Origin of the sequence: Pseudomonas algeriensis, assembly GCF_048847255.1 — a bacterium.
Taxonomy (GTDB): domain Bacteria; phylum Pseudomonadota; class Gammaproteobacteria; order Pseudomonadales; family Pseudomonadaceae; genus Aquipseudomonas.
Genome location: NZ_JBKKRK010000021.1, coordinates 73,482 through 86,562, shown reverse-complemented (window position 1 = coordinate 86,562; position 13,081 = coordinate 73,482). Strand labels below are relative to the sequence as shown.

The window sequence follows — 13,081 nt, the reverse complement described above, 5'->3', positions numbered from 1 at the left end:
CTATTCCAGCAAGAGGTGACGGGCGAGCCCTTCGATATAGGTTTCGTCCTGGCCGTTGGGGTGAGCTTCAAAGGCCAGGTGCAGATATTCATGGGTCAGGTCGAGGCGGTCTTGCAGCGACAGCACGCCGCGCACGTAGATGCGCTGGCGCTCGCGGTCCACATACGGCCGGCCGAAGGCGACGCGGCACACCGCGAAGGAACTGATTTCGTTGTAGCCCACTTCGCTTTCCAAGCGTTGACGCCAGCCCCGACGCTGCTTCAGCAACCATTCCTGAGCGGCGGGCAATGCTTGGCAGGATGCCACCGGATTGTCCCAACGGCTGAGGCTCGCGCGCGGATAGGCATGCAGCAGGATCGCGTCGTATCGCTGGCCGTCGTGGGCTTGTTCGACGGCTTGGGCCCAGGATAGTTTGTCCGGGCCGGGTTGATCGGAGTGATAAGTGACGTCGGTGCCAGCCAGGACCAGGTCGCTGGTCCAAGCGGCAATGGCCCGGGTTTCAGGCGCCGCCGGACGTGGCGCGACGCGCTGGCGATGGCTGCTGTCGTCGATGCTCAGGCAATCGCCGTTGCGCTGGGCGTTTTGCAGCAGGTAGGTGCGAATCGCCACGGCCAGGGCTTTGGCCGCTTCGGCGGGTTCGGCCTTGGCTTCGCGTTGCAGGACCCGGGCGACGTACTCTTCCCGGTCCAGTCGCGCCACCAGTTTGCCCGGCAGCAGGAACAGTTCGCCGTCGCTGTGGATATCCAGCTGGTTACCGTTGGTGAACTCGACGCGGTAGTCGCCGCGCAACTGGCCCGGCGTGGCGGGTCGCTCGCCAGCCATCACCCGTTGCAACGGGTAACGGGCAAACAGGTCGACTTCCACGCAGCGTCCGGTGTCCACAGGCCAGCGGGACGGCAGCGCCGTGGCCAAGCCATCGCCGTATTTCTTCAGGACCTGCTGACTGGTGCCGCGGCCACCGGCCCACACCGGGGTGCCATCAGCCAGCCAACCGGCGAAACCGCCTTGGCGCGACGAGGGCCCCTGGTCGCCCAACCAACTCCAGGTCTTGACCCGCAGGCGAGCGCCCAACTGGCCGACCAACCGACCATCCGCCGCGCCGAGCACCACGTCGAGCAATACCCGACGGGCCTGCTCCTGAGCCGGTAGCATCGCCAGCGCCTTGAGCAGTTCGGCCACCGGCACCTGGGTTTGCGGCTGCAAGGTCGGCAGGTCCAACAACCATTTCGGCGCCTGGCGCGCCTGCCAGTAATCACGCCATCGCGGCGCGGAAATCCCGAGTCGCTGGGGTTCGAAATACAAACCACAGGACTTCACCAGCGCCTGATCGCGGCCGATGCTCTGCCCAGCGTTGCAGCAATAGACCTCGTCCTTCGATTCGCCGCGGCATTCGTAAACCGGCTCGCGAGCATCGGTGTCCACCAGCCAGGCGTAGACGAAGAGTTTCCACAAACTGCCCAACGGTGCCTGCAACGAATTGGTCAACGGCTGGCGATCCAGCACCTGGGTCTGGCTCACCCGCAACAGTTGACCGTCGAAGGCCAGGCGCAACGGCTCCTCCTGCGCTGTCGTCAGCGCAGGAATCAGGCACAACCACCACCAGCCCCAAGCCCTGCGCATGTCAGTTGACCGTCACCTGACCCAGCGCCGGTTTCTGTTCCCGCGCCTGGTTCTGTGGCGCATAGACCTGGGTGAAACGCACCGGCGGCAAGGTGAACTGACCCTTCTGGGAGAAGCGCACCAAATGTCGCAGGCGCAACTCGCCACTGAGGGCATCGACCGGTACCGCGTAGGCCATCTGGCCCGGCTCGAAGCGCGCCTTTTCCAGGGAAGTTGGCTCGCTGTCGGCCTTGCCCATCAACTGGATGCCCCACGTGGTGCGCTCCACATCGGCGCCCGGTGGCAACGGCACTTCGAGCATGCCGTAGCGCAGCGGTGTCGCGGCCTTGCTGTTGATGATCACTTCATCCAGGTAGAGGGCGTCGCTGGACAACGGCTTGTTGCCCACGGCTTCAAGCTTGAACGTGAAAGCCTCGTCGCCCGGCACCAGGCGCGACAGGCGACGGGTGATGGACACCGCCATCGGCGCGACGGGCGCTTGCTGACTCTGGAAGCTCAATGCCGCTTGCAACGGACGCTCCTGGGCGCCGCTGAGCGTCAGCAAGGTCGGCAACTGCGCGCCCTGCCATTGCCAATAGGTTTCACCCGTGGCGCCTTGCTGGGCTTTCCAACCTTCGCCCGGCGTCAATGCCACGGCCGGCGCGGCCTGTTCGATGCTGCGTTGCAGCCAGGTCAGGGCCAACGCGCGTTCCAAGGTGGATTGCTGCGGCAGCACGCGCTCCAGCAATGCACTGGCGCGGGCCTGATCGAAGCCCTGCAACGACAGCAGCAGTGCTTCCACGAACGGCTGCGAGCTCAGCTCCAACTGCTGTTGCGCGGCCTCGGCCTGACGGCTGAACGCTGCGGGCAACGGCACCTTCGCCTGCTTGGCGAGGGATGCGGTCAGCACCCGGGCGCTGGCCAGGCCGAGGGCCGAATCCGGCGCGTACATGACCAGGCTGTCTTCACCGCTGTCCAGCACGCTCTCGGTGCTGTCTTCACTGGCTTTCGCCAGGTCGTCCATCAGCCCGCTGAGCAAGGTATTCACCGGCAGTTGCATCTGCTTGGCGAACGACAGGATCAACGCCCGCTGCAACAGCGGCGTGTCAGCGGCCTGCTTGGCATAGACCTCCAGCACCCGCTGCCAGTGTTCCGCCGGCAGGTTCAGGTCCAAAGCCTTGCTGGCGTGCCAGTCGGCGTAATAGGCATAAGCGGTGAGGAATGCATCCGGCTCGCCGTCCTGGCCCCACCAGGTGAAGCTCGCCGACGGCCCGGCCATCTGCACCAGGCGCAAGCGGCTGTTCTGCATGATCAACCGCAAGCGGTCGCGGATCTGCGGGTTCGACGCCAGGGTTGGATACGCGATGCTCAATGGCAACAGACGGCTGGCCGTCTGCTCGACGCCGCCGTACGGGTAGCTCAGCAATTCGTCCAGGGCCGAACGGAACAGCGCTTGCGGGCTATCGTCCAGGCGCAGGCGGATATCGCTGGCGTCGGCCGGCAGGTTCAGTGGTGTGTCGCCGCCGGCCACATCGAGGCGCTGGCTCTGGGTGACTTGCCAACCGTTGCCGATGGCATTGAGGTGCATGGCCAGGGCGTCCTGGGTCTCACCGTTCAACTGCAACTGGACGCTCAAGTCGCCGCTGCTCAGTTCCAGGGCCGGCAACGCTACGTAGTTGATGCCATTTTTCAGTTCCGCCACCACGCGCTGTTCGGCGCCGGCGTAGCGGATCAGCAGCTCGGCTTTCAAAGGTTTCTCGGACTGGCTGAAAGCGAACAGGCCCAATTGCGGCTTGTCGCCCGTGCGGAAGCGGGTCGGGCCGCTCCACTTCAGGTACAGCGGTTTTTCCGACGCGATGAATTGCTTCTTCTGACCGACCTGGCCGTCGTCCGCGATTGCCTTGGCGGTGATGCGCCAGCGGGTCAAGGAGTCAGGCATCTTGAAGGTGAAGCGCGCCTTGCCGCTGGCGTCAGTGACCAGCTCCGGTTGCCAGGCTGCGGTGTCGACATCTTCGCGACGCGGCCGCTCCAGCACCTTGACCCCGCGCTCGCTGCGGTTGGCCTTGCCCGGCGCGCCGGGGCTGCCCGGCAGTGCCACGTCGTAGCTGATGAACGACAGGCTGGCGCTGGTGCGCACGTTGTTGCGGCGCGGGTGATAGAAGAATTGGTCGATGGTTGGCGCGACTTCCGGTTGCAGCGCGTAGACCATCTCATCGACAACGCTGACGGTCAGGTGCGCCGGGATCGCCTTGCCTGCGAACTGGGTGCCCAGGTCGACGGTCACCGTGTCGCCGGGGCGATAGGTCGCTTTGTCGGTGGTGATCGCTACGTCGATCTGCGGCGCAACGACCTTGATGCCTGCGTTCTGGAAGCTGTACTGGCCGCCCTTGGTGTACAGCACGGAGAAGGTCAGGTTCGGCGCGAAATGATCCTTCACGGCGATGCGTGCGCGGTACTGGGTATCGCTGAGTTTTTCCATCTTCAGCCAGTCGGCGCCCTTGGAGAGCATCGCGGTGGCCTCGACCTTGTCCCGCTCCAGTGACAATAGCGCGTCGCTGACCGGCTCCGGGAAGGTGATCAGCGCCAGGGCTTCGTCACCCGTCTTGTACTCGGCTTTATCGAGGACGATTTCGACCGTGCCCGGCACGGCCTTGATGCCTTCGCCCGTCACCGCATGGCTGGTCGCGCCGATGGCCCGGCCATGGTCGTCCTTGAGCGTGAGGTTGTAGGTGCCGGGACGGTCGAAGGTCAGGCTGAAGCCCTTGTCGTTGGCGGCGAGCTTGCCTTCGCCGGTGGTCTGGTCTTCCAGACGCACCCAGGCGTAGCTGCCCGGTGTCACGGCCTTGCTTTGTTCGCTGCCCCCTTCGTTGGCGTAGCTGAACGCGACTTTCTCGCCGGCTGCGCTGAAACGTCGAGGCGCGCCCAGGCGGAAATTCGCCGCGCCACGGTCGATGAGGATTTCCTTGGTGGTCTTGACCCGATACGCCGCGCCATCACTGGCGAACACCGTGAGCGTGTAGCGGCTCGGTTTGTCGGCGGCCGGCAAATCGAGCGTGGCGTTGCCCTTGTCATCGGTGGTCACTTCGCTGCTGGTCAGCTCGACCGGGAATTGCCCAAGGTATTGCAGCTCGTTATCCACCATCGACAACTGCTGGGCCCGCAGGCTCAGGCTGACCTTGGCGTTCGCCACTGGCTTGCCGTCCGGGTACAGCAGCACCAGATTGCCCTTGACCGGCTCACCGGTGCGGTAATCCTGCTTGGCCAGGTTCAGCGCGATCTCGAAATGCGGCTTGATGTATTCGGCCACGCGGAAGGCGCTGCTGTAGAGCTGGTCCTTGTAGCTAAAGCGCAATTCATAACCACCGGCCACGGCATTTTCCGGCAGTTGGAAACGACCTTGTGTACCGGCCTTGGAATCGAGCTTCAGGGCCAGGGTTTGCAACGCCGTGCCGGTGGCATCGAGCACGCTGACGTTGACGTCGGCGGCCGCTGGTTGCACCGAGTCGCGGGCGTTCTTGAACTCGCGACCGACGATTTTCAGCGACACCCAATCTCCTGGCCGGTACAGCGGCCGGTCGGTGAAAGCGTAGAGCTTGGTGTCGTAGATTTCGCTGTCGTAGTAAAAGTTTTCCGAGACGAATACTCCGCCCTCTTCGTCTTCACCGATGACAAACGAACGCTCCGGGCTGACGTGCTTGAGACGCACCAGGCCGTCTTCATCAGTGGCACCGCTGCTCATCACGCCCAGGCCGTCGGTCCACAGCACATTGACCTTGGGTACCGAGCGCCCTTCATGCTTGCGCGCGGCCCAGACCAGCAATTCGTCACCGGCGATCTTGCTTACGGCCACGGTGTTGGACACGAAAACCATGGTGGTCGCGCGGTATTTGCCAATCAGCGCTTCCACCAGGTACAGGCCCGGTTTCAACTGCCCCAACGGCACGTAGACGTTACCCGGCGCGACGCTGACGAACTCGCTGGACGAACCGGCCAGGTTGACGCCGGCTGGCGGCTGGATCGGCTTGGCCTGCCACAGCGGATAGCGGAACTGGCTGACCACCGGCAAACCGGGGATCAAGGCGAATTGTGCCGGCGCATCGTATGGCGTCGGCGCGATCAGGGCGTTGCCGATCTTCAGCTCCGGCACCTCTTCGGTAACCTGCTGGCGGGATTCGTAGGAGAACGCCCGCTGCATCACGCGACGGGATTTTCGGTACCAGTTGTCCCACAGGTACGCGAGGGTGTTGGACAGGCCTTCACCCTTGAACTGGCCGTCGCTGACCACCCGGTGCAGGTTCTTTTGGCGCTTGAGGAACTCCAACGGCTTTTCGATCCGATAGACCCGGATATCAGCACCGCCGTAGGGCTCCATGCGAAACCGTCGGTAATCACGCCCCGGGGCTTCGAGGCGGACCATCGCCTGCTCGTCGCTGGCGAAGCTGCTGTCGGCCAGCAGGAAAAAGCTTTCACCGGACACCGGCGTATAGCCACTGGGCTCCACGGTGTCTTCGGCATTCACGAGGGGCGCCAACAACAGAGCAAACAGCAGGGGCAGTTTCGAACACAAGCGCAGCATGCGGGCACCGGTCATTGGGTGAGAAAGTTGAGTCGATAGACGCCGATGAAGTTGGGGTTGGCTGCGTCGGGTATCCATCGGGTGTCCTTCCAGTTCATGAGTTGTTGCAGGCTTGCGGAGCGCATGCCGTTGTCGGTTGGGGTGGTGGTGCCGGTGTGATAGGCGATGTAGCGGCCCATCCAGATCATCAAGTGTTGATCGTCGCCCTGATCGAAGAACATCAGGTCGCCGGGGCGGGCCTGGGTGACATCCCGGCCCACCAGGCGGCTGTTGAACTGGATCAGCTTGATCGCATTGACGTAGGGCCCGATCTTGCCGCCGCCCTGTTGCCATTGCTGGGCGAGACGCCGTTGCGCATCGCTGAGGGGCAGTTCCGGCGGCAGGTAGCGATTGGACAAGCCATTGCTGCGCAGCCATTTTTCATCGTGGACCTTGAGCGCTTCGTTGGCCGCGAAACGCACCAGTCCGGCGCAGTCCTGCTGGTACCAGCGCGGGCTCGGGCCTTTGGTCAGCTGTTCCTGGGCGATGCGCACGAACCAGGCGCGAAAGACCTGGGATTGCTGTGCATCCAGCGCCGGCGCCTCGACGGCAAGCGCCGGCCCGCCGAGCAGCAAAGCCAGCAGCAACGCCCATGCGCGGTTGCGGATCAATCCCGTCACAGCGCTTTCCATTCCAGCGGCAACCACTGCCAGCGACCGTCCGGCTCGCTGCCTTCAGGCAATGTCAGAGCGTATTTGCCGTAGCCGCCGAGGGTGCGCAGTTTAGGGATCAGATAGGTTTGCGCGGCGTTGTAGAACACCGGCTCCATGTCTTGAGGCAGGCTGTCGAGGGTTTCGCGTTGCATCAGTTGCGCCATGGAATCCGGGCCGAAGTAGACCGGCATAAGCAAGTCCTTGGGCACCACGTCGGCCATGGGCGGGAAGCGCTTGTCGAGGGTACCGAGGGCTTTGTCGACCAGCTTGTCATCAAGGGAGAACAGCAACGTCGAACCGTGGCGCGCCAGGCTCACGCGCATGAACGCCTTGCCGGTGATCGCTTCAGGCTGCTCCGCCTCCTTGGCCGCGTAAGGGCCGAAGTTGGTGCTGACCTGGCGTTGCCATTGGTGCGTCGAACCTTGTTGTTTCTCCACCACCGGGAACGCGTGTTCAGCGACGTTGTTTTCATACGCCCCCACCATCGAACCAAACAGGTTGCCCAAATCGGCGTCGAGCTTGCCATCGTCTTCGTTCAGGCTCGCTACCAGCAATGGCGTGTACAGGCGAGAATCGGCGTACCAGCACAGGCCCGCCGCGCCCGCCACATGATCAACCATGGCCTGGGCGGCTTTTTCCTCGGCGCCCAGTTTCACCAGCAACGGTTTCTGCTGCTCGGCGGCCAGGGGCAACGCTACGCAGGCGCTGGCGCCCATGGGCATGGCTTGCCAGATCGGCTTGAAATCGAAGTCCGGCTGGTTTTCCAGTTCGTCCATGGCCAAAAAGCTGTGCCAGCCCTTGTCGTCCATGTCGAAGCGCAAGCCGGCGAAGTTCGGGATGAAACGCTGGTAGCCCATGGCAAGCACACTGGCGTTGACCGAGATGCGCTGCTTGACCTCGGGTGCCTTGGCCGCCAGGCCGAATGCTTCGGGGAAGAGTTTTTCCCCCGCCAGCAGGGCTTCTAAGGCCTGGGTCGAAACCATGCCGGCTTCATCGGTAGGGCCATGGCCTTGGTCGTACAGCTTGCTCGGGTTGGAGAGCACGACGAGTTTGTCGCCGTGGGAGGCGAAAACCAGGGATTTGCTGGCGTTATAGCTCAGTTCATAGAGCGCGACCTCATCGCCGCTCACCTTCAGGTCGCCGAGCTTGCTCAACTGGGTGTCATCCAGGGCGACTTTCGCCAGCGGTTCCAGGACCTTGGCCAACCCGCCGCGATCCATCACCAGCAGGAAATCCTTGAGACGACCGTCCGCCCCGCGCCACAAGGCCACGTCCGCCGGCTGGTCGAAAAGCTGCTCGATCAGGCTGTCCTGCAGCTTGAGGTCATGCTCGTAGATGATCCGGCGCAGGCTGCCGATCAGGCCGAGACGGTCAGCGTGGGCTTCGTAATAGAAGACAAAATCCTCGGTGAGCGTGGCCTTGAGAAACGGCACCGTTAACAGGTCCTTGGGCAACTGGCTCAGGGAATGCGCCTCGATCAAGCCGTCGGGACGACTCACGCCGAGTTTTTCCAACGCCAGCGCCATGGGCGGGGCCTTGGGCTTGGTCATGAACCAGCCCAACCCGGCGGCAGCGCCGGCCACCAGGCACAGCCCGATCAGAATCGCCGGCCAACGGCGCCCAGGTTTGGCGACAGGTGTCGGCGTGGTCGGGGAAGCAGTGTTGTCGCTCATATTCACAAGGGCCTATTCATCCGTGGAGCGGAGTACTTAGTAGTTGAACGTCTTGACCAGCAGCAGATCGCCAATGGCGCGCAGGGGCACGACAAAGGTTTCGCGTTTTTCATCGACGGTGTTTTCGTTGAGCACCAGGTTGATCTGCGAGGTGATTACCTCGTTCTGGTTGCTGGCTTCGTCGAAGTTGTAACCGCCGCTGCCGTAGTTGCCCCAATAGTTCACGTACACCAGGTAAGTGCCGTGCATGGGTGCGGTCATGGTGAACATCTCGGGGCCGGGGCCGTCGACGCCGTCCGGGTCGAGGCCGCCGCCGTTGGTCAGGGCCGGCCGGCCGAAAAAAGCATGTTGGCCGTCGGGTGTGACGATATGCAGGTCGAGTTCGGCTTTCGGATCGTCCCAGCCCAGCACCACGCGGATTTGCGCCGGAGTGCGCAAGTTGTTGGCTTCATAGAATTGCACGCGCTTGAGGGACTGGCCTTCGGAGCTGCGCACCTCGACGCTGTTGGAGCCGGCGCCAAACGCGTACGGCCGGGCGAAACGCCCCTCGTCATCGGTGTAGAGATTCAGCGGGTTGCCGTTGACCGACAGGCTATGGGGCTGGCGCGCCGTGCCCATGTCCTTGATCCGGCCTTCGATCATCGTGCGGTTGCGCTGCACGCCCCGATCGATCGGTGGCGTGGGGTAGGCGACTTGCGGGTTTTGCGTGCGATCGAGCAAGCCGTGGTAACGCCAGCCGCCGACCGGCTCCGACATTTCTGCCGAAGGCCCGGCCCACGCCAGCGGCGCGCCGAGCAGCACGATCAACAATGAAAGAAAACGCACTATGCCTCCTGCCATGCACGACGCAACCCGGCGCCCTTCCTCGGCGCTGCTTGTCATTGTTCGGGTTTCGTCTGAAGGCCCCGTCGCAAGAGGGCCGTAGATGGCGCGAAGAGTAGCCATTTGACGGATTTTTCACAATCGGGGGACGCGCGATTCTGTGTGGGAAATCACGTATCGAAGCTGATGTGAGCCGAATAGGGAATTTATTCGGCTCACGAAATGAGCCGAATACGAAACCCGACGTCACTTCTGACGAAATCCCGTGGCGAGGGAGCTTGCTCCCGCTGGGCTGCGCAGCAGCCCCAAACCCGCCGGGTTGATCCAGTTTGCGACCGCTGCGCGCTCGAGCGGGAGCAAGCTCCCTCGCCACAAAAGCACTGGATCATAGCCCGCATTACCCCGCCCTGATTTGCCCGAGCACCCCATGTCTGCTAGTGTCGCGCCGGTTTAACAGTCAACCGGAATAGCCGCCATGGCCCGCAAAAAAGCTGCATTGGATTTCGAACAATCTCTGGCCGACCTGCAGACGCTGGTCGAACGCCTGGAGAACGGCGAACTGTCGCTGGAAGACTCGCTGACTGCTTTCGAGCAAGGTATCGGCTTGACTCGCGACTGCCAGGCAGCGCTGGCCCAGGCCGAACAGAAGGTACAATTGCTGCTCGAACGCGACGGCGAGCTGACCGAAGAACCTTTCGACGCGGAACAGCCTGAATGATCGGCGCTTATCAGGCCAGCAGTCAGGCCCGGGTCAATGCTGCACTGGAGACCCTGTTCAGCGCCCCGAGCCCGGAACTGGCGCGCCTGTACGAAGCCATGCGCTACAGCGTGATGAACGGCGGCAAGCGCGTGCGCCCGCTGCTGGCCTATGCCGCGTGCGAAGCCCTTGGCGGCGTGGCCGAGCAGGCCAACGGCGCGGCCTGCGCGGTCGAGCTGATCCATGCCTATTCCCTGGTGCATGACGACCTGCCCGCCATGGACGACGACGACCTGCGTCGCGGCCAGCCGACAACCCACAAGAAATTCGACGAAGCCTGCGCAATTCTTGCGGGCGACGGTTTGCAGAGCCTCGCTTTCAGCGCCCTGCTGGACCCGACCCTGAGCGAATGCCCGGCGCAGGTTCGCCTGGACATGGTCAGCGCCCTGGCGTTGGCGGCGGGCCCGGCCGGCATGGTGGGCGGCCAGGCCATCGACTTGGGTTCGGTGGGCCTGAAGCTGGATCAGAGCGCGCTGGAATACATGCACCGGCACAAGACCGGCGCTCTGATCGAGGCCAGCGTCCGGCTCGGCGCCCTGGCCAGCGGCCGGGCCACGCCGGAACAACTGCAAGCCTTGCAGACCTACGCCCGGGCCATCGGCCTGGCGTTCCAGGTTCAGGACGATATCCTCGACGTCGAAAGCGATACCCAGACCCTGGGCAAGCGCCAGGGTGCCGACATTGCGCGCGACAAGCCGACCTATCCGGCTTTGCTCGGCCTGGATGCAGCCAAGGCCTACGCCCTGGAACTGCGCGACCAGGCCCTGGCCGCGCTGCGACCCTTTGACGCGGCGGCCGAACCGTTGCGCGATCTGGCGCGTTATATCGTCGAACGACGCAGCTGATCCACGGTCAACCCATTTAAGTGCGTATCGGCCAAGTTCCGGCCGACGCGTGGGCAGCTTGCGATGCATAAGGTAAACTGCCGCCTCTTTCTATACCTATAACGATTCGCCTGATGCCCACGACGTTTCAAGAGATCCCCCGCACACGCCCGACCACGCCCCTGCTGGACCGCGCCAACACGCCGGACGGCCTGCGTCGACTGGGTGAAGCCGAGCTGGAGACCCTGGCCGATGAGTTGCGCCTGGAACTGCTCTACACGGTCGGCCAGACCGGTGGGCACTTCGGCGCGGGCCTGGGCGTCATCGAGCTGACCATCGCGTTGCACTACGTCTTCGACACCCCGGACGACCGGTTGGTGTGGGACGTCGGGCACCAGGCGTATCCGCACAAGATCCTCACCGGTCGTCGCGACCGCATGGGCACGTTGCGCCAGAAGGACGGTGTCGCCGCCTTTCCGCGCCGCTCCGAGAGCGAATACGACACCTTTGGCGTCGGTCACTCCAGCACCTCCATCAGCGCCGCCCTGGGCATGGCGATTGCCGCCCGCCTGCAAAACAGCGAGCGCAAGGCGATTGCCGTGATCGGCGACGGTGCACTGACCGCAGGCATGGCCTTCGAGGCGCTGAACCATGCGCCGGAGGTCAACGCCAACATGCTGGTGATACTGAACGACAATGACATGTCGATCTCGCGCAACGTTGGCGGATTGTCCAATTACCTGGCGAAGATCCTCTCGAGCCGCACCTACGCCAGCATGCGCGAAGGCAGCAAGAAGGTCCTGTCGCGCCTGCCGGGCGCCTGGGAAATCGCCCGGCGCACCGAAGAATATGCCAAGGGCATGCTGGTGCCCGGCACGCTGTTCGAGGAGCTGGGCTGGAACTACATCGGCCCCATCGACGGCCATGACCTGCCCACGCTGATCGCCACCCTGCGCAACATGCGCGATCTCAAGGGCCCGCAGTTCCTGCACGTGGTCACCAAGAAAGGCAAAGGCTTCGCCCCGGCGGAAGTCGACCCGATCGGTTACCACGCCATCACCAAGCTTGAACCCCTGGATGCCCCGGCCGCCGCGCCGAAAAAGACCGGTGGGCCGAAGTATTCCGGCGTGTTCGGCCAATGGCTGTGCGACATGGCCGCCGCCGACCCGCGGCTGGTGGGCATTACCCCGGCGATGAAGGAAGGCTCCGACCTGGTAGCGTTCAGCGAACGCTACCCGCAGCGTTATTTCGACGTAGCGATTGCCGAACAACATGCCGTGACCCTTGCGGCCGGCATGGCCTGCGAAGGCGCCAAGCCGGTGGTGGCAATCTATTCGACTTTCCTTCAGCGCGGCTATGACCAACTCGTCCACGACGTGGCTGTGCAGAACCTCGATGTGCTGTTCGCCATCGACCGCGCCGGGCTGGTGGGCGAAGACGGCCCGACCCACGCCGGCAGCTTCGACTTGTCCTACCTGCGCTGCATCCCCGGCATGTTGGTGATGACGCCGAGCGATGAAAACGAACTGCGCAAGATGCTCACCACCGGCCACTTGTTCAATGGCCCGGCGGCAGTGCGCTACCCTCGCGGCACCGGCCCGAACGCGACGATCGAGGCTGACCTTGAGCCCATCGAGATCGGCAAGGGCGTGATCCGCCGTCGAGGCAAGCAAGCGGCCCTGTTGGTGTTTGGCGTGCAGTTGGCCGAAGCTTTGAAAGTCGCCGAAAAGCTTGATGCCACCCTGGTGGACATGCGCTTTGTCAAACCCCTCGACGGAGACCTGGTGCGCGAGATGGCCGACAGCCACGAACTGCTCGTGACCATCGAGGAAAACGCCATCATGGGTGGTGCCGGCGCGGCGGTCAGCGAATTCCTGGCGCGGGAAAACATCCTCAAGTCGGTACTGCACCTTGGGCTGCCGGATCTCTACGTCGAACACGCCAAGCCTGCGCAAATGCTGGCCGAATGCGGGCTGGACGAGGCGGGGATCGAAGCGGCGGTGCGACTGCGGTTGCAGCTGTTGGGCCTGTAACTCTTCAGACCACACGGCCCCCCTGTGGGAGCGAGCCTGCTCGCGATAGCGGTAGACCAGTCGATGCCGTGCTGACTGACCTACCGCTATCGCGAGCAGGCTCGC

The 13,081-nt window shown here is 63.7% G+C and carries 8 protein-coding genes; 3 read left to right on the top strand and 5 right to left on the bottom strand.

The window, feature by feature from the left end; all coding sequences use genetic code 11:
* Genes ACLK1G_RS23590 through ACLK1G_RS23570 form a run of 5 tightly spaced genes read right to left on the bottom strand, consistent with a single transcriptional unit; the run spans position 1 to position 9,368 of the window.
* On the bottom strand, positions 1-1,620 hold the full coding sequence (locus ACLK1G_RS23590; protein WP_420767565.1) for a DUF2300 domain-containing protein: 1,620 nt from the start codon (positions 1,618-1,620) through the stop codon (positions 1-3).
* Between the two features lies 1 nt (position 1,621).
* Entirely contained in the window at positions 1,622-6,190 is a 4,569-nt protein-coding gene (locus ACLK1G_RS23585) for an alpha-2-macroglobulin family protein (protein WP_420767585.1), read from the bottom strand.
* Entirely contained in the window at positions 6,187-6,846 is a 660-nt protein-coding gene (locus tag ACLK1G_RS23580; protein ID WP_420767564.1) for a DUF1175 domain-containing protein, read from the bottom strand. Before ACLK1G_RS23580 ends, ACLK1G_RS23585 begins: the two co-directional genes overlap by 4 nt.
* Positions 6,831-8,540: a DUF2138 domain-containing protein gene (locus ACLK1G_RS23575; protein ID WP_420767563.1), complete on the bottom strand. Its 1,710-nt coding sequence runs from the start codon at positions 8,538-8,540 to the stop codon at positions 6,831-6,833. The genes ACLK1G_RS23580 and ACLK1G_RS23575 overlap by 16 nt, the downstream gene beginning before the upstream one ends.
* A 36-nt stretch (positions 8,541-8,576) precedes the next feature.
* Positions 8,577-9,368 (bottom strand): YfaP family protein, encoded by a 792-nt coding sequence (locus tag ACLK1G_RS23570; RefSeq protein ID WP_420767584.1) that lies wholly within the window; start codon positions 9,366-9,368, stop codon positions 8,577-8,579.
* Positions 9,369-9,837: 469 nt separating this feature from the next.
* On the opposite strand from ACLK1G_RS23570, the gene ACLK1G_RS23565 reads away from it, so the two are divergent.
* The 3 genes from ACLK1G_RS23565 to dxs all read left to right on the top strand — a co-directional run bounded on the left by ACLK1G_RS23565 (position 9,838) and on the right by dxs (position 12,976).
* Positions 9,838-10,080 (top strand): exodeoxyribonuclease VII small subunit, encoded by a 243-nt coding sequence (locus ACLK1G_RS23565; protein ID WP_003185917.1) that lies wholly within the window; start codon positions 9,838-9,840, stop codon positions 10,078-10,080.
* Positions 10,077-10,964 (top strand): (2E,6E)-farnesyl diphosphate synthase, encoded by an 888-nt coding sequence (gene ispA / locus ACLK1G_RS23560; protein ID WP_420767562.1) that lies wholly within the window; start codon positions 10,077-10,079, stop codon positions 10,962-10,964. Before ACLK1G_RS23565 ends, ispA begins: the two co-directional genes overlap by 4 nt.
* 113 nt (positions 10,965-11,077) lie before the next feature.
* Positions 11,078-12,976: a 1-deoxy-D-xylulose-5-phosphate synthase gene (gene dxs / locus ACLK1G_RS23555; RefSeq protein WP_420767561.1), complete on the top strand. Its 1,899-nt coding sequence runs from the start codon at positions 11,078-11,080 to the stop codon at positions 12,974-12,976.
* Positions 12,977-13,081: the final 105 nt, after the last annotated feature.